This window comes from Limosilactobacillus reuteri subsp. porcinus, assembly GCF_036621895.1.
Taxonomy (GTDB): Bacteria; Bacillota; Bacilli; order Lactobacillales; family Lactobacillaceae; genus Limosilactobacillus; species Limosilactobacillus reuteri_J.
In genome coordinates, this window is the sequence record NZ_LN887384.1 from 1 (window position 1) to 18400 (window position 18400).

17 protein-coding genes are annotated in these 18400 nt (G+C 38.5%); 13 read left to right on the plus strand and 4 right to left on the minus strand.

What is annotated here, in order from left to right:
• Positions 1 to 187 precede the first annotated feature (187 nt).
• Together AACL61_RS04190 and AACL61_RS04195 are read left to right on the plus strand one after the other, a co-directional pair.
• Positions 188 to 2200 carry a mucin-binding protein gene (locus AACL61_RS04190; protein ID WP_339111017.1) on the plus strand — a complete coding sequence of 671 codons (2013 nt, stop codon included), beginning with the start codon at positions 188 to 190 and terminating at the stop codon, positions 2198 to 2200.
• The gene (locus AACL61_RS04195) at positions 2172 to 3299 is read left to right on the plus strand and encodes a mucin-binding protein (protein ID WP_339111018.1); all 1128 of its coding nucleotides are present in this window, start codon (positions 2172 to 2174) and stop codon (positions 3297 to 3299) included. Before AACL61_RS04190 ends, AACL61_RS04195 begins: the two co-directional genes overlap by 29 nt.
• Positions 3300 to 3378: 79 nt before the next feature.
• Here AACL61_RS04195 and AACL61_RS04200 read toward each other — a convergent pair whose 3' ends face one another.
• A complete protein-coding gene (locus tag AACL61_RS04200; RefSeq protein ID WP_102816814.1) occupies positions 3379 to 3972 on the minus strand; it encodes a hypothetical protein in 594 nt (197 codons plus the stop codon).
• Positions 3973 to 4162: 190 nt separating this feature from the next.
• On the opposite strand from AACL61_RS04200, the gene AACL61_RS04205 reads away from it, so the two are divergent.
• From AACL61_RS04205 to AACL61_RS04225, 5 genes are all read left to right on the plus strand, one after another.
• Entirely contained in the window at positions 4163 to 5182 is a 1020-nt protein-coding gene (locus tag AACL61_RS04205) for a serine hydrolase domain-containing protein (protein ID WP_339111019.1), read from the plus strand.
• Positions 5183 to 5388: 206 nt separating this feature from the next.
• Positions 5389 to 6621, plus strand: coding sequence for an arginine deiminase (arcA, locus tag AACL61_RS04210; protein WP_102816816.1), 1233 nt, complete (start codon positions 5389 to 5391; stop codon positions 6619 to 6621).
• 110 nt (positions 6622 to 6731) lie between these two features.
• On the plus strand, positions 6732 to 7193 hold the full coding sequence (locus AACL61_RS04215; protein ID WP_003666533.1) for an arginine repressor: 462 nt from the start codon (positions 6732 to 6734) through the stop codon (positions 7191 to 7193).
• A 20-nt stretch (positions 7194 to 7213) separates the two neighbouring features.
• Complete coding sequence (locus AACL61_RS04220; RefSeq protein ID WP_339111020.1) at positions 7214 to 8635, plus strand: basic amino acid/polyamine antiporter; 1422 nt, start codon at positions 7214 to 7216, stop codon at positions 8633 to 8635.
• A 48-nt stretch (positions 8636 to 8683) separates the two neighbouring features.
• Complete coding sequence (locus tag AACL61_RS04225) at positions 8684 to 10090, plus strand: amino acid permease (RefSeq protein WP_102816819.1); 1407 nt, start codon at positions 8684 to 8686, stop codon at positions 10088 to 10090.
• A gap of 63 nt (positions 10091 to 10153) precedes the next feature.
• On the opposite strand, the gene AACL61_RS04230 is transcribed toward AACL61_RS04225, so the two are convergent.
• From AACL61_RS04230 to AACL61_RS04240, 3 genes are read right to left on the minus strand one after another with little or no spacing between them, the layout of a single operon-like run.
• Positions 10154 to 10456 (minus strand): hypothetical protein, encoded by a 303-nt coding sequence (locus AACL61_RS04230; RefSeq protein WP_003667545.1) that lies wholly within the window; start codon positions 10454 to 10456, stop codon positions 10154 to 10156.
• Between the two features lie 15 nt (positions 10457 to 10471).
• Positions 10472 to 11179 (minus strand): type 1 glutamine amidotransferase, encoded by a 708-nt coding sequence (locus AACL61_RS04235; RefSeq protein WP_003676161.1) that lies wholly within the window; start codon positions 11177 to 11179, stop codon positions 10472 to 10474.
• Entirely contained in the window at positions 11179 to 12516 is a 1338-nt protein-coding gene (locus tag AACL61_RS04240) for a Mur ligase family protein (RefSeq protein WP_102816555.1), read from the minus strand. The genes AACL61_RS04235 and AACL61_RS04240 overlap by 1 nt, the downstream gene beginning before the upstream one ends.
• 229 nt (positions 12517 to 12745) lie before the next feature.
• On the opposite strand from AACL61_RS04240, the gene AACL61_RS04245 reads away from it, so the two are divergent.
• The 6 genes from AACL61_RS04245 to upp all read left to right on the plus strand — a co-directional run bounded on the left by AACL61_RS04245 (position 12746) and on the right by upp (position 18394).
• Positions 12746 to 13321 carry a thymidine kinase gene (locus AACL61_RS04245; protein WP_003667548.1) on the plus strand — a complete coding sequence of 192 codons (576 nt, stop codon included), beginning with the start codon at positions 12746 to 12748 and terminating at the stop codon, positions 13319 to 13321.
• Between the two features lie 21 nt (positions 13322 to 13342).
• On the plus strand, positions 13343 to 14425 hold the full coding sequence (gene prfA, locus AACL61_RS04250; RefSeq protein WP_003676159.1) for a peptide chain release factor 1: 1083 nt from the start codon (positions 13343 to 13345) through the stop codon (positions 14423 to 14425).
• Complete coding sequence (prmC, locus tag AACL61_RS04255) at positions 14418 to 15284, plus strand: peptide chain release factor N(5)-glutamine methyltransferase (RefSeq protein WP_102816556.1); 867 nt, start codon at positions 14418 to 14420, stop codon at positions 15282 to 15284. The genes prfA and prmC overlap by 8 nt, the downstream gene beginning before the upstream one ends.
• Positions 15285 to 15289: 5 nt before the next feature.
• Positions 15290 to 16318: an L-threonylcarbamoyladenylate synthase gene (locus AACL61_RS04260; RefSeq protein ID WP_102816557.1), complete on the plus strand. Its 1029-nt coding sequence runs from the start codon at positions 15290 to 15292 to the stop codon at positions 16316 to 16318.
• Positions 16319 to 16430: 112 nt separating this feature from the next.
• Positions 16431 to 17666, plus strand: coding sequence for a serine hydroxymethyltransferase (gene glyA, locus AACL61_RS04265; protein ID WP_102816558.1), 1236 nt, complete (start codon positions 16431 to 16433; stop codon positions 17664 to 17666).
• Between the two features lie 92 nt (positions 17667 to 17758).
• The gene (gene upp, locus AACL61_RS04270; RefSeq protein ID WP_003676152.1) at positions 17759 to 18394 is read left to right on the plus strand and encodes a uracil phosphoribosyltransferase; all 636 of its coding nucleotides are present in this window, start codon (positions 17759 to 17761) and stop codon (positions 18392 to 18394) included.
• The last annotated feature ends 6 nt before the right edge of the window (positions 18395 to 18400 follow it).

Below are 18400 nucleotides of genomic sequence, written 5' to 3' on the forward strand. Positions count from 1 at the left end.
ATTATCTCCTACTCGATTATTATCGCTAATGACGGAAAGTGTTGATATATCAAGAATGAAAAGCAAAAAATATTGAGAGGTATATTCCTAAACAATTTATCAGTATTGAAATAAGAATGAAGTATATTATACTCGATATTAAATAATAGTTATCGAATTATAAGAGTATTTAAGGGGGAGAAAAAAGATGCTTGATACAGATGAGATCAAAAAAAATAAGGTAATTGGTGTTGAGCTTGCCCCAGTTGAAACTGTTGATGGACAAGTGAAATTAGGGGATAAATCTGCTTCAAGTGTTGCTTCACTCAATAGAACGCCATTATTGGAAAAAATGCTTAAAGCAGCGCCGAATTTTGCGGCTCAACAACAAAAATTGAACGGCCAAGAACCAGTAATAAAAAATAATCCAGCATTAGGTGAATATCAACTAATTGATGATTTAGGTGGCTTAATGCATGGGACTTACTTACAGGCAACTAATAGTGAAAGTCAGGATAAAGATCGTTCGCTTGTTAGTCGTAATTCAATGAGTGAAACGGCATCATTAATTAATTATCGCGCAGCCACTGATTTTAGTGGATATGGTCATTTGGAAAATAATACAGAAACTACCAAATCAGTTGAAGTTGTCTATACGCTGCCTACATTTGAAGGGAAGCAAGGAACGGCACAAATTGTACTTGATGGGGCGCGGATTAATGAATTTGACGGTCTTGAATATAAGGATGAAAAGGGAAATGTAATTCCTGGATTTGATATTACCTATAGTTACCAAGGACACGAAGGAGAGTATTCAACGATTGATACTCTTAAGCAACGTGATGATTTTAGCTGGGAAAAAGTAACAGCGGTTATGGTATTTGGTTCTTTATTGCCAAACAGTTCTTACCGTGTTGAATTTCCTTTTAAGATTACAAATCTAGAAAATATTAATACTCAAGAGCAATTTAATTTAAATGAATATGCCTTTTATGATTTAACAGTTAATAAGCATACAACGTCACAATTAAACTTCCGCTTAAGCACGCCTGTTTTTGCCCATGATGCCTATCAAAATATCCCATTCATGGCACTCAGCCGAACTGAAGACGGTGATGAGGTATTTCCAGAAGATGTTCAAGCAATGATGCCAACTTTGGGTGAAGTACCATATGCAATCAGTAACTTTAACGATGAAGTTTCGTTTGAGATTGATGGAGATAATGTAATGTGGCAAGGCGGTCAATACTTCTTTAAGCTGGCCGCTATTCAAGGTGCGATTCAAGAAAAGGGATTTTCAGTCGATGTTGATAAGACAGGGAGAAAGTTAATAGAGGCCTCTGCCTTTATGGTTCAACCTACTTATCTTGATTTTGAAAGTTTTGACTTCATTCCTTATGTTGTCATTCACCAACTTCTTATTACTAAATCATTTACGCTTAAGGCAGAGGCAAAAGATGATTGGAATTCATTTGGCGGGATTGAAAAAGTTTGTGGTCTCTCCGCAACTAATGAGGAACTTCCGGTTAGTCCTGAGCAAACATTTATTGTGGATGATTCTGAATTAGTCGATGCAACCCCTGGTGATTATAATGTCATTATTGGTTATTTCCTTAACGGGAGTGAGGACAATGATATGTTAATCACTTCGCCGGCAAAGGTAAGGATGGTTGAAAATAAACAGACAATTAATGTTTACTATGTTGACTTGGTTAATATCCCCGATAAAACCAAAGATGATTTACAACCAAGTGACGGAAAGATTCTCGAAAATCAAACCCAAACTTTTACCGGTCAAGGTGATGAAGATTATCATAATGAACTCTGGGGTGAAGAAAACGGCTTTGAGATTTATGAATATGAACAAGGCGCTAAATTAGGAACCTATGTTGGGGGACAACCAGCTAAAGATTATTATGTTTACCTTATTCATAAAATTGAAAAAATCGATGAAGATCATCGAGTAACACGAACAATTACTTTTAATATGCCAGATGGATCCAAGCAGATCATTAAGCAAACTGGAAAAATTCAGCGTTTTGGAATTACTGATAAAACGACTAATGAAAAAACATGGAGTGATTGGAGTAAAGCTACTCTCCCTGCAGTTACCGCACCCCATGTTCCTGGATATACGGGTAAAAACGTTGACGCTGAACCAATTTCATTAACGTCAAAAGATAGCAATATTAATGTTATCTACCATACCAAAGCAAGTTAGTGTCAAAATTAAATATGTTGATGAAACTGGGGATGTAATTGATGAGCAAATAGTTTCTGGACTTGCTGGCGACTTGATCAGTCATAAGCCAACAGTTGAAACTGACCGTCTTGCTGATGAAGGTTACGTGATTTTTAATAATGAATTGCCACAAAATGCTCGCTTAATGGCCGAAGACAGCGATCAAGAAAAAGAATATAAGGTTATTATTAGTAAACAAGATTTACAGACACAACAAATTACCGTCTTTTATGTTGATGTCCCTGATAATCGATTACCAATTGTCAAGCCTTCTTCTGGGCGGATTATTGATAATCGGACCCAAAGATTAAATGTTACAGAAGGACAAACATATAGTAATGAACTATGGAATTTTGAAGATGACGGGTATGAATTGTTTAAGGCTGACAAAGGGGCATTAAAGGGTAAGTACTTTGCTGGTAGTCCAGAACAACAATATTATGTTTACCTCACTCACCAAACTACTCCCTTAAAGAAGGAACATCACGTAACACGAACGATTCAGATTACAATGCCTGATAAAACACAACAAGTTGTAACTCAGGAAGCAATTGCTACTCGTTTTGGCGTTCATGATGAAGTGCTTGGTAGTGACATTTGGCAAGAGTGGAGCAAAGGAGTGATCCCTGAATATATTCCAGCACCAATCGCGGGATATGATGCACCTACAATTCCTGCTGAACAGATTGATGAAAATGCGAGTGATCGAAACGAAAAGATTGTTTACACTCCACAACTAGCTAAAATTCTGGTTAAATTTATTGACCAAACAGGTGCAGAATTAACATCTGAAGAACTTACTGGGGTAACTGGTAAAGAATTTAACTATGATCCAACTCCCCAAATTAAATCATTTGAGGATGAGGGCTATGTTCTTGATGAGAATAGTTTTCCAGCTGATCATCATTTTGCAGCCGGGGCACAAACCTATACTATTACCTTAAAGAAGTTAATGGCGGTGACTCCTCATGGCAATAGTGAGACGGAATCATCAATGGAACAAATTAAGTCGACCGATGATGATAAAACTGGAAATAAAAAGGGAATCTTTGCTGCATTTAAAGGTTATTTTAAATAAAATGAAATTAATAAAGAAGTACAGAAGGAATAAACCGCTGATGGTAAATTCTTTCTGTACTCCTTTTTAAGTTAAAAAATTAATTGTCATAATTGCCGGTGATTGGGTTCATTTCATGGATTTGGTTTGTAGCGGGGTCATATTGATAGGTACCAGTAAGATGAGCTACATTTGGATCGCCGCCTTGGTTATTGCGAACTTCAATTTGATAATTATTGTTTTGATTATTCTTAGTCATGTAATAATGATTGCCATCTTGTTGAATGCCACTTGTCTTCACAAAACTTGTTAGGACTTGTTGATCATTTTGTGATGAGGAAGTAGTAGTTGCTGATTGGCTGCTAGGATTACTAGTTACTGATGAACTAGGAGCTTTTACCGTTTGATTAGTTGATTTTGCTGAATTGTTAGTTATTGTGGCCTTTGAACTTGCACTTGTTGAGCTTGTATTTATTGAAGAAGTGGACTGTGCACTAGTAGATGTGGAGGCTTGACCCTTTGCTTTTTCGCTACTAGTAGAGGAGGCCGCCTTCTTACTTGTTTGTTGACTTACTTTTGTCGCGGAAGTAGATGTTTTTGTTGGGGCTGCTGCACTATTCGTACACCCAGCTAGTCCTAGGGCGGCTAAAATTACTAACGAACTTGCTAAAACTTTATTTGTCATCTTCATCATTTTAATGACCCCCTCAACTTCTCTTTTTTATAAAATTCTTATAACTATATTATACCGTCTTTTGAAATGATTTTGTAATATTTTTAACTTATTTGTCACAATTAACCAATTATGTTTAATAATTTCTTAGATATTTTTCCTTTGTCTGATTTACGTTAAAATAAACTCTATTGAGGAAGTGAATTAAACGATGAATAAATACGATTTAACAATTACCAAATTACATCAAATGGTTAAAGAAGGGATTGTGCCGGGAGTTAGCTATTTAATTTTTGACCGTCAACATACAATTAAGGAAGTAACAGGGATGGCCCAAGTGTATCCTGAAACTGAAATATTAAAACCTGGTATGCTCTATGATGTTGCTTCATTAACAAAAGTAATAGGAACAGTTCCAGTTGTTGCCATGCTTATTCAGAAAGGAGCATTGTCTTTAGATGATCCGGTAAAAAAGTTCTTACCAGAATTTAATGATGACCGACCAACTATTCGCAATCTTCTTACCCATACTTCTGGGATTACTGGTTATATTCCACATCGTAATGAGTTAGATGCCGTTGAACTAAAGAAGGCTTTCTTGACGAAAATGCATGTGGAGGATAGCTTAAATCGTCAAATCAAATATGCAGATGTAAACTATTTGTATTTAGGATGGATTATTGAACGAATTTATGATCAACCGGTTCAAAATGTTATTACAGAACAGGTTCTCAAACCATTGAATCTGCCAACTGCAACATTTAATCCTATCCCGGCTAATTGCGTGCCGACAGAAGTACAAACAAAACGTGGCTTGATTAGGGGAACAACCCATGATCCTAAAGGGTACATTTTGGGAGCAAGTTGTGGATGTGCTGGCCTTTTTGCATCGTTGAAAGATTTGGAGATTTTTAGTCATGCGCTGATTGAAAATAATTTAAATGATCTTCTTATACCTAAAATAATTGATTTGCTTTTTAAAGATCAAACACGAATTCCAGGTCCGCATAGCCGTTCGCTGGGCTGGAAATTATTTCATGCTAAAGATGGCCACCTTGTGATTAGCCATACTGGATTTACAGGAACCTGGATGGTGCTAGACCGGCAAAATGACCAAGGTTTTATTGTATTAACCAATCGTGTCCATCCAAGTGCCAAAAATCAAGAATTTTTAGATGCTCGTGACCAACTTTTGGCAATTTATTTAAAAGAAAAAGAAAAAACTTTGTGAAATTTATATTCACTTAATCGAATAAGCGCTTTCACGGAATATGCGTTTTGAGTTCAAAAAATGTATAAAAACTGTCGATAATTTATATTAATAACTTCTTTTTATATAATTCACTAAATATTGATACGACGGCATTTGACAACGTTTACATAAACTAATATGATGTAGTTGTAGTCAAGTGATACTTCAAAAAGGAGTGATATTGTATGCAAAGTCCAATTCACGTTACATCAGAAATTGGAAAGCTTAAGACAGTTATGTTGCATCGACCAGGTAAGGAAATCGAAAATGTTTATCCTGAAATTCTTCACCGGATGCTCGTAGATGACATTCCATACTTACCGATCGCTCAAGAAGAACATGACCTTTTCGCCCAAACGTTACGCGATAATGGCGCTGAGGTATTGTATCTTGAAGATTTATTAACAGACGCACTAGCAGATGATAATATCAAAGATGAATTTCTTGAAAGAATCATTGCTGAATCTGGTTATGCTGCTGGAGCAATCCATGACGGCTTAAAGGAATTCTTACTTAGTTTCAGTACTAAGGACATGGTTAACAAGATTATTGCTGGTGTACGTAAAGATGAGATTAAAACTAAGTATGCTTCTCTTGCGGAATTAGCAGAAGATAAGGATTACCCGTTCTATATGGATCCAATGCCAAATGCATACTTTACTCGTGATCAACAGGCATGTATCGGGGATGGAATTACCATTAATCACATGACCTTTAAGGCACGTCAACGCGAATCTCTCTTTACTGAGTACATCATTAAGCACAATAAGCGTTTTGCTGACAAGGGCGTTGAGGTATGGCGGAACCGTTACCCTGAAGGCCGGATTGAAGGTGGAGACGAATTAGTTCTCAGTGATCATGTATTAGCAATTGGTATTTCTCAACGAACATCTGCTAAGGCTATTACAGAATTAGCTGAAAGTCTCTTCGAAAAGTCTGACTATGATACAGTAATTGCAATTCATATTCCTCACAATCACGCAATGATGCACCTTGACACTGTGTTTACAATGATTAACTATGATCAATTTACAGTTCATCCAGCAATCTTACGTGATGGCGGACATGTTGATGCATACATTATGCACCCAGGTAACAATGGTGAAATTTCAATTACTCATGAAACAAATCTTAAAGAAATTTTGAAGAAGGCACTTGATAAGCCGGCAATTGATTTGATTCCTACTGGTGGCGGTGACCCAATTATTGCCCCACGTGAACAGTGGAATGACGGTTCTAACACGCTAGCAATTGCCCCTGGTGTAGTTGTAACTTATGATCGGAACTATGTCTCAAACGATTTGCTGCGTAAGCATGGTATTCTCGTTCACGAGGTTCGTTCAAGCGAATTATCACGGGGTCGTGGTGGTCCACGGTGCATGTCATGTCCAATTGTTCGTGAAGATCTCAAGAAATAAATAAGATAATAAAAGCAGCAAATTTATCTGAGTAATCTAGAAAGGGTATAATTTTGCTGCTTTTTCTTGTATCATTTTAGTGTAATTAACATGATAAGAAGGGAACACGAATGGATCGAAAGGCAAGAAGAAAATATATTGAACAAGTGGTTAATGATCGTAAAATTGAGACACAAGAAGAATTGCTTAAGCTGTTAACTGAGGCGGGTTTCGAAACAACACAAGCAACAATTTCAAGAGATATTCATGCGTTGAATATCGTTAAAGCAAATGATGGCGATGGTCATACCCATTATGTTCAACTTCATGTGACACCCGAACATAATTTTGAGCGATTATACCAAGGGATTCATGATAATGTGCGGACAATTGAAACTGTTCAATTTATGAACGTGATCAAAACTGCACTAAATTCTAGTTATGCGACGATTCTGGCTGGAATGTTTGATGAACTTGATATTCCGGAAGTTGTGGGCACGCTTGCTGGAAACGACACCTTGATTATCATCAGTAAAGATAATGATGATGCTAAAATGGTCTATGACTTAATCATTCAACACATGCATTCATAAACTGCATAGGAGGGATATTTATGGATGAACAAAAGAAAGGTATTGGTAGAGGCGAATTAATCGCCTTAATTGTAAGTTCATGTATCGGTACCGGAATATTTGGTATCACTAGTGATGTAGCGGCGGCGGCAGCGCCAGGACCTGCATTATTGGCCTGGATCTTTGTTGGAATTGGCTTTTTAATGCTGGTTCTCTCGCTAAACAATTTATCCGAAAAGCGACCAGATCTTACTTCAGGGATTTTCTCATACGCTGGTGCCGGCTTTGGACCATTAGGTGAATTTATTTCTGGATGGTCTTACTGGTTATCCGCATGGCTGGGAAACATTGCTTTTGCCACCATGTTGATGAGCTCGATTGGAACGTTCTTTCCAACATTTAAAGGTGGTCAAAACTTACCATCAATTATTGTTGCCATCATCTTCTGTTGGCTATTGACAATCTTAGTTAACAATGGTGTTGAAAGTGCATCCTTTGTTAACATGATTGGGACAATCTGCAAGGTCTTGCCATTGGTTATCTTTATTATCATGATGGTTGTTTGTTTCAAGGCCGGGATGTTTACAGCAGATTTCTGGGGACGGGTTGCTAATAATGCTTCTCGCGGTACCACAACTGGTTCTGTTTGGGAACAAATGAAAGGTACCCTAATGACATTAATTTGGGTATTTATCGGTGTTGAAGGTGCCTCTGTTATGGCAAGTCGTGCTAAGTCACTTACAGCCGCTCGTGAAGCTTCTCTTATTAGTTTTGGCCTTTTAGTAGTTATCTATGTATTGATTTCGATTTTGCCTTATGGTGCATTAACTCGGGCAGAATTAGCTGGAATGGGTCAACCAGCTATTGGTCATGTTCTTCAAGCAACTGTTGGTAGTTGGGGCTCAATTTTAATCAATGTTGGTTTAATCATCTCAACAATTGTTTCCTGGCTTTCTTGGACAATGCTTCCAGCCGAAACAACGATGTTAGTTGCCGATGATAAAGCAATGCCAAAAATTTGGGGAAAGGTTAATGCCAAAAAGGCCCCAACTGCTTCCTTGATGATTACAGCGGTATTGCAAACAATCTTCTTGTTCTCGTTGCTTTTCACTGATAAAGCCTATGAATTCGCATATTCCTTATGTAGTGCAGCAATTTTATTCTCATACTTATTTGTTGGACTTTACCAAATGAAATACAGTTCTGCACACCAAGAATGGGGACAATTTACAATTGGTTTGCTCTCTGCTGCATTTATGTTCGCATGTATGTTCCTTGCTGGATGGCAAGAAGTATTATTAGTTTCAATTAGTTTTATTCCTGGATTCTACATTTACTACTTAGCATGTAAAGAAAATGATCGTAAAGTTACAACTGCTGAAAAGTGGACAATGGCGCTGATTTTAATCCTAAGTATCATTGCAATTTGGCTTGTTGCTAATGGAACTATTGCCATTGGCTAGGTAAATAATGTATAATTATTCCACATTTTAAGAATATTTATAAGTGAGGTGATTAAGGTGAAGGAAAAGAAATTAAATCTCTTCCTCTTAATCACCTTAATTGTAGGAACAATTATTGGTGGTGGGATTTTTAATAGTCCGACCGATTTAATTTTGAAAGCAAATCCAATGGCTGCGTTAATTGCATGGTTAATTGGTGGCTTCGGAATTTTGATGTTAGTATTAGTCTTTTACAAGCTTTCTGTTGTCAAACCGGAGATGAACGGTGGAATTTATACTTATGCAAAGGAAGGCTTTGGCAACTATATTGGTTTTAACTCCTTTTGGGGATATTGGATGGGAGCAGTTTTTGGTAACATTGCTTTTATCTCGCTCTTTTTTAAGACCTTAAATAGTATGCTCGGGACGCATCAACTTTCGCCATTAATGTGTTTTATCGGGGGCTCAATTATTCTGTGGGGATACACAGCGATTACATGGTTTGGTGTCCGCGAGGCAAGTATTCTCAATGCCGTTATTACGATTATTAAGGTCTTACCGCTTTTATTAGTTGTTATTGTTGGTGTTTTTGCATTTCAGCCGCATGTTTTTAATGTTCCTGATTGGACAAGCATTCTTGCTGTTAATCAAACGCATGTCCCATTTAAAGACCAAATTAGTGGTGCGATGAGTACTATTGTGTGGTGTTTTGTTGGGATTGAAGCAGCTGTTTCAATGTCACGTCGGGCAAAGCAGCCACGTGATGTGGGGTTAGCAACGATTATTAGCTTTGTAATTGTATTGGTCCTCTATATTTCAATCTCTATTATTCCAATGGGGATTCTACCTGCTAAAGAACTTAGCCAGACTTCAGTTCCACTGGCAGCAGCGCTTAGTCATACAGCATTAGGAATAGTAGGGAGTCTTATTATTAAAATTGGCTTACTGATTTCTCTATTAGGGGCATTATTAAGTTGGTTTATGATTGGACCAGAAATTGCATATGTAACCAGTTATGATCGGGATATGCCGCGAGCATTTAAACTTGTTAATCGCCATGGTGTTCCTGGGTTTGCATTAGTTGTATATACAATTATTATGCAAGTATGTTTACTAGTTTTACTGCTTCCACAGCTTCAAATGGCCTATACAATTGCATATACTTTAGCTGCGACGATGACCTTAGTTGCTTACCTTCTCTCTGCGTTATATGGGTTGAAATTAGCAATTAGCGAAAAAATGGGCCTTGGCTTTAAGATTATTGCTACGTTAGCTTCTCTTTATTCCGTCTATATGTTAGTTGCTTCGGGACTTGAATATGTATTTGCGAGTGCGATTATTTTTGCGCTAGGAATACCATTATTTGCCGGGGCTCCTAATAAAATGAGTAAGAAAGAAAAGTGGTTAGCAACAATTATCGCCTTAGCAGCTGTGATTGCGCTGATGCTGATTATTACTGGAAAGATTAATTTTTAAAATATAAAAGGGATGAGATTAGAAGGAATTTTACTTTTCTTCAATCTCATCCCTTTTTGTATTCTAATCTTCGCTAGTCATCTTACTTTTCATGTTATCCATTCGCCAGACAACATAGGTTTCAATCAATGTGATTAGGCTTACCCATAAAATCGTGAAATTTGATGAAGTAAGAAATAGTAAGATGATTAAAATCCAAGATATCCAGTTCCAACGACGCTCCAGACGGATAACTTTGGCAAAGCGTGGTGGGATTCTAGTTGGATTTTGAATGGCTAGTGCTTGTAGTTGGGAGAAAAGACGGACTTCCCAAAAACTTTCTAGCAAAAAAATAATGGTAAATACAAATGTTATGGTTTGGTTCACTGTTTGTCACCTTAATTAAAATGTAGGTTTAATTTTTAGGGCTTTTTGACTGCTTAAGTCGGCATCGGGGTATTTATGCTCAAGAGCTGCTAAAAGAATCTTTTTGGCAATCTCACCATTTCTTGTAAGAATGGGACCGTGGAAATAAGAGCAATAAGTGTTTTTATAGATTGCTCCTTCGGTATGATCTTCACCGTTATTTCCATTACCAGAAATTACTTTACCAAGCGGACGTTCACCTTTTCCTAAGAATGTGCGGCCGTTGTGATTTTCAAAACCATGGTACTCTTGATTGCTTTCTTCATTTTTGATGGTAATATCCCCAATGAAACGGTGATTATCTTGACTTAAAGTATAGTGATCAAGGATTCCAAGCCCTGGAATCTTCTCACCATCAGCACCAATATAGTAGTGACCAAGAAGCTGGTATCCTCCACAAATAGCAAGAAGCGGTTTGCCATCGTTAATAAATTGGTCAATCCCCGCCTTTTTATTTGGAAGATCTTTGGAAACGACAAGTTGTTCGTAATCTTGACCACCGCCGAAAAGAGCTAAGTCAAAATCTTGCGGATTAAAGTCGTTGTCGATACTAATGACTTTGACATCAATATCGGCATCCATCTGCTTAGCGTAATATTGAAGGGCAATAATATTACCGACATCACTGTAAGTATTTAATAAATCGCCGTAGAGGTGGGCGAGGTGTAAGTGATATTTTGCCATTAGTCCATTCCTCCTTTAATATAGCCTTTTTCTGCTAGTTGTTTCCGCAATTGCAGAACGGCTGTATAGGTTGCCAGAATATAGACATGTTCAGTCGGCATTTTCTTGATCTTATCAATTACTTGGGTAAGGTCTGGTTCATGCCACATATCTTTTACTCCAGCCATTGTTAATCTGGTGGTAATATCTTTGTAGCGTTCTCCCCCTGTCATGTATTGCGGAATTTGATGTTGGGTAAGTTTTTCAAAGTCACCGTCCCAGATCCAGCTAGTGTCAATTCCATCAGCGTAGTTAGCGTTTAGCAAGAAAGCAAAACTAAATGGCTTGTCATCCGTCTCAATCATATCTAAAACTTGATTAAGGCCAACTGGATTTTTAACTAAGATCAAAGTAACCTGTTTTCCGTCGATATTAATAACTTCTTGGCGACCAAATACTCGTTCGTCTGATTCAAAAGCATCTTTAATTTGTGCTTGGCTCACTCCGAGAAAACGGCCAAGAGAGTAAGCAGCAAGAGCATTATAAATGTTATATAAACCACCAATTCCGATGGTGTATTTTTGCCCATCAATTTCAAAAGTTGAATGCGTTGGGGTAAGCTTATCAATTTTGGTAACAGCGTACGTTAATTCTGGTCGATGGAAACCACAATTTGGACAGAAATAGTTTCCTAAACCTGCATAAGTCCGCATTCGATACTTTAGAATGTGTTGACATTTAGGACAGAGGAGACCATCAGTGTTAGCTGGGGCGTTAAAGGGTTCTTTTTCTTCGTGGTTGAAGCCATAATAGATGATTGGATTAGGCAAGTCCCTGCTGTTAAAGAGCTGTTCATCCCCGTTAGCAATGATGGTTGCTTTTGGTGCTAATTTAACCCCCTTTAAGATCTTGTTATAAGTGGTGTAAATTTCACCGTAACGATCCATTTGATCACGGAAAATGTTGGTGAAGACAAAGGCAATTGGGGTGATGTATTTACATACTTTAACTACATTTGCTTCATCGACTTCGAGGACGGCCAGCCCTTTTTTCTTTGGACGGGGAGCCGTAATAAAGGTGGTTACGATTCCTTGCTCCATGTTGGAACCAGTCGGATTAGTAAGAACTTGGTCATACTTTTCTCGTAAAACTCGTACGCTTAATGCGGTGGTTAATGTTTTTCCATTGGTCCCTGTTACAATAACAAGGTCGTACTTTTTGCTAAAGGCTTGGAGAATATTTGGATCAAGCTTTAAGGTTAATTTTCCTGGAAGGGAACTTCCTCCGTTCATAAAAGTATGGAGAAACCAATAGCTTGACCGCCCGGCAAATTCGGCAAATGAACTTCGAACTGTCATGAATATATGTATTCCTTTCGTGTCAATTGTAAGTGATACAATAGTGATGATTAAAATTACCGTTTAATTCTAAACTTTACGATAACAAAAAGAAAGTTATTAAACTGAAATTATTATAAGATTAAAGTTATTCAATGTAAAAAACTCTTTCCTAATGTGGAAGTATTTAAATGACACAAATTTTTGGATATAATGAAGAGTACTATGCAAACAAAAAGGAGCAATTGTAGTGGCACAACTATTCTTTAAATATGGCGCGATGAATTCTGGTAAGTCAATCGATATTTTGAAGGTTGCTCATAACTATGAAGAACAAGGGAAACCGGTTGTTTTAATGACGAGTGGTGTTGACGATCGTTCTGGTCGAGGCATCATTGCTAGTCGGATTGGCCTAGAGCGTAAGGTAAAACCAATTATGGATGATACCAATATTTACGATTATGTTAATAAGATGGACCGTAAGATATATTGTGTATTGATCGATGAAGCACAGTTTTTAAAGAAAGAGCATGTCTTACAATTAATCAAAATTGTTGATGAGCTAAATATTCCGGTAATGGCTTTTGGACTAAAGAATGACTTTCGAAATGAATTATTTGAAGGTTCAAAATATTTACTGATTTATGCTGACAAAATTGAAGAGATGAAAACAATTTGTTGGTTCTGCCCTCATAAAGCTACAATGAATTTACGGATTCATAATGGCAAGCCAGTATATGAGGGAGAACAAGTCCAGATAGGGGGAAATGAATCATATTACCCAGTATGCCGGAAGCACTATTTTCATCCCCAATTAAAACAATAGGAGGAATAATCAAGAATGGAAATGGAAGAAATTTTCGATAAGCTTCAAGCAGTTGCTGATCGTTACGATGAACTAAATGAATTGATCAGTGATCCAGAAGTAATTGCCGACTCGCAACGTTTTATGAAGCTTTCAAAAGAAGAAGGAAGCTTACGTGAAACAGTTGAAAAATATAATCAATATAAAAAAGTCACACAAACGATTAGTGATGATGAAGAACTATTACGTGAAACAAATGATGATGACTTAACGGCCTTAACCAAGGAAGAGTTAGCGGAAGCGCGCGAAGAACAAGCACAATTAGAAAAAGAGCTTGAAGTTCTACTAATTCCTAAAGACCCTAATGATGATAAAAACATTATCATGGAAATCCGTGGAGCTGCCGGAGGGGATGAAGCAAGCCTCTTTGCTGCTGATCTGTATAACATGTACCTTCGTTATGCTGAAAAGCAAGGCTGGAAAGTAGAAGTTGTGGATCGAAATGAAACTGAAGTCGGTGGCTTTAAGGAAATTGCCTTAATGATTACTGGGGATAAAGTTTATTCTAAGCTTAAGTTTGAGAACGGTGCGCATCGTGTTCAACGGGTTCCTGTTACTGAATCTGCTGGACGTGTTCATACGTCAACTGCGACGGTTGGGGTAATGCCAGAAGCTGAAGATGTGGATGTAGATATCGATCCTAAAGATATCCGGGTTGATGTTTACCGTTCAAGCGGTGCTGGTGGTCAGCACGTTAACAAAACTTCATCAGCTGTTCGAATGACCCACTTGCCAACAGGGATTGTTGTTGCAATGCAAGATGAGCGTTCACAACAGCAGAACCGGGCTAAGGCAATGCGGATTTTGAAGTCACGGGTTTATGATTATTACCAACAACAAGAACAAAGCGCCTATGATCAAAAGCGGAAAGACGCAATTGGGACAGGTGATCGGTCAGAACGGATTCGTACTTACAATTACCCACAAAACCGGGTAACAGATCACCGAATTGGGTTAACATTAAACAAGCTTGATAAGATTATGGCTGGTGACCTCGATGAAATTATTGAAGCATTGATTGTTGCCGACCAAACGCAAAAGTTGGAGCAATTACGGAATGAGTAGTTTCGTACCGACCAACTATTTTATGGCTCAGCGATGGGCAAAAGAACAATTACAAGGAACAGATATTGATCCAAGTGCCCCCCAGTTTTTACTTCAGCAATCACATGGTTGGGATGCGACTCACTTACTTTTACACAATCGTGATGAGATGCCGGCTGACGAAGTAGACTGGTGGAAGGATGCCATAACAAGATTGCTTAATCATGAGCCTGCTCAATATATTGTTGGGCAGGCCCCATTTTATGGACGAACTTTTAAGGTTAATGAAAATGTTTTGATTCCAGAAGCTGAGACAGCAGAGTTAATCGATTGGGTGTTGCAAGAAATGCCATCTCGCCCATTAAAGGTCCTTGATTTAGGAACGGGGAGTGGGGTGATAGGCATTACCCTTGCACTTGAACGGCCAAATTGGCATGTAAGTTTAAGTGATATTTCACCTGCTGCGCTTGCTGTTGCTCAGGAAAATATGGCTAACTTTAACCTGGAGTTGCCGTTAATTAAAAGCGATCTATTTGAAAATATTGATCAGCAATATGATTTAATTGTGACCAATCCGCCTTATATTGACCCAGACGATACTGGTGAAATTGACCAAGCAGTCCTTGAAAACGAACCAGCCCTAGCCCTATTTGCTAGTGAACATGGGTTAGGATTCTATCATCGCTTATTCAAGCAAGCAGGGCAGTACCTAACTATGACTGGTCAAATATTTGGCGAAACTGGTTATGATCAAGAGGAGTCAATTCAAGAATTACTACATCAAACCGATGAACACGCACAGATATGCCCACGACATGATGTGGCAGGAAAAATGAGGATGATACACGCATGGGATTTTTCAAACGCAGGAGGAAGATAGTAAGAATGGATACGAAGATTTTTCGACATGGTGAGATTGCCCAAGCAGCAGCTGCGATTAAGCGCGGTGAATTAGTGGCTTTTCCAACCGAAACTGTTTATGGATTAGGGGCTGATGCAACCAATGAAAAGGCCGTTAAGAATGTTTATTTAGCAAAAGGGCGGCCAAGTGATAATCCATTGATTGTTCATGTTAACTCCATCGCAATGGTTGAAAAGTATGCTGCCGAGATTCCTGATAATGCCCGAAAGTTGATGGATGCATTTTGGCCTGGTTCTTTAACCATTATCTTGAAGATTAAGAAGGGCGCACTTTCAAAAACCGTCACAGGTGGTTTAAAAACGGTCGCCTTTCGTTACCCTGACTGTCAACCAACCCTTGATTTGATTGAAGAAGCTGGTGTTCCGATGGTGGGACCATCTGCTAATACTTCTGGGAAACCGAGCCCGACTACTGCCCAACACGTTTACCATGACTTGCATGGTAAGATCTCTGGAATTGTAGACAATGGTCCGACACGGGTAGGAGTTGAATCCACTGTCCTTGATATGTCAACAGACCATCCTGTAATTTTACGTCCTGGTGCTGTTACGAAGAAAGACATTGAAAAAGTGATTGGATCCATTGACCTTAATCATCATAAAGTAGGCAAAAATGAAACTCCTAAAGCACCCGGAATGAAATACAAGCACTATGCACCTAAGGCCCAAGTATATATTGTTGATGAAGATACTGATTGGGATAAAGTTGTTGAATGGATACGACAACAGCCATTTGACGTTGGGATGATGGCTGAAGAAAAGGTCCTCCAACAAGAAGTATTGCCGATGAACGCTATTCAATTTTCATTAGGGAAAAATGTTCAAGATGCCAGTGCTCGTCTATTTGATGGCTTACGACAATTTGATGATCAGCCTAATGTTAAAGCAATTGTCACTCAGGCGTTCCCAGCTCATGATTTAGGAGGTGCATACATGAATCGGTTAAATAAGTCTGCTGGTGGTATGCACTTTGATAGGAATGCGGTAAAATAATAAGGGAACATAGTGGAAGAGGTACCACTCCCTAATTAAAATCTCAATAAAATAGTAAAGAGACTGAGTAGCTTCCCAGCCTCTTTATTTATAACCAGAGGAGATGTTGTAAATGAACTATGGTAAAAAATCACCCCAATTATGGGCAGCCATTGAAAATGAAGAACAACGCCAGCAAGATACGATTGAGCTAATTGCCTCCGAGAATATCGTTTCAGATGCTGTTCGTGAAGCGCAAGGGTCAGTTCTAACAAATAAGTATGCTGAAGGATATCCTAATAAGCGGTATTACGGTGGTTGTGAGTTTATCGATCAAGTTGAACAATTGGCAATTGATTATGCTAAAAAGTTATTCAATGCAGCATATGCTAATGTTCAACCTCATTCCGGATCACAAGCTAATATGGCAGTTTACCAAGCACTCCTCAAGCCCGGAGATATGATTTTAGGGATGGGGATGGATGCTGGTGGGCACCTAACTCATGGAGCAACAGTTAATTTTAGCGGAAAATTATATAAGACGTATGGCTATGGCTTAAATCCAGATACTGAAGAGCTTGATTATGATGAAATTATGGCTTTAGCTAAGAAGGTAAAACCACAATTGATCGTTGCGGGAGCGTCTGCCTATAGTCGGATTATTGATTGGCAGGCATTTCGCAAGATTGCTGATGAAGTTGGGGCTTACTTGATGGTTGATATGGCCCATATCGCCGGATTAGTAGCAACTGGTGCCCATCCAAGTCCGCTTCCAATTGCTGATGTCGTTACTACTACTACTCATAAAACTCTTCGGGGCCCGCGGGGAGGAATGATCCTCTCTAAATCGACTGAGTTAGGACGGAAAATTAATTCAGCAGTTTTCCCTGGAATCCAAGGCGGACCACTGGAACATGTAATTGCCGGGAAAGCTCAAGCACTTTATGAGGACTTGCAACCGGAATATGCGGAATATATCCAACAAGTTATAAAAAATGCTCAAGCAATGGAAAAAGTATTTAATACTAGTAAACAAATTCGGGTGGTTTCCGGAAAAACCGAAAATCACCTTCTCGTTCTAGATCTTACTAAGACTGGTTTAACAGGAAAAGATGCGCAAAATCTCCTTGACCGTGTTCACATTACAACTAATAAGGAGGCCATTCCGAATGACCCACGAAGTCCATTTATCACAAGTGGTTTGCGAATTGGGACTCCTGCTATTACTAGTCGCGGATTTAAGGAGGAGGATGCGCAAAAAGTTGCGGAATTAATCAGTACAGCCTTAACTAATCCCACCGATGAAGAGCGGTTACAAGAGGTCGCAAAAGGGGTACACGAACTAACCACAAAGTATCCGCTTAACTAAAAAATTAGAACATAAAAAGTTATTAAGATCCTTTGTCATGACTTGATTTTTTTGGTAGAATAGTGAAGAAATTCAAAGGAGTGTATAGAGGCATGGGTAAATTTGAAGTGTTAGATCATCCATTGATTCAGCACAAGCTAACAATGATTCGGGATAAAAATGTTGGGACAAAGTTTTTCCGGGAAACGGTCAAAGAAATTTCAACTTTAATGGCTTATGAAGTTGCACGCGACATGCCATTAAAGGATGTTGAAATTGAAACGCCAATTGCTAAAACGACCCAGAAAGAATTGGCTGGTAAAAAGGTAGCGATTATTCCAATTCTTCGGGCCGGAATCGGAATGGTGGATGGGATGACGGACCTTATCCCAGCAGCTAAAATTGGTTTTATCGGAATGTACCGGGATGAAGAAACCTTAAAGCCACATGAATACTTTGTTAAGTTACCTAATGATATTACAGAACGGCAATTATTCATCGTTGACCCAATGCTGGCAACTGGTGGTTCAGCAATGATGGCAATCGAAGCCTTAAAGAAGCGTGGTTGCTCAGAAAAGAACATGAAATTTGCTTGCTTAGTTGCAGCCCCTGAAGGAGTTAAGGCTGTGCGCGACGCTTATCCAGATGTTGATATTTATACAGCAGGACTTGATGATCATCTTAATGAAGATGGATATATTGTTCCTGGGTTAGGCGATGCTGGTGACCGTCTTTTTGGTACTAAGTAGATTATT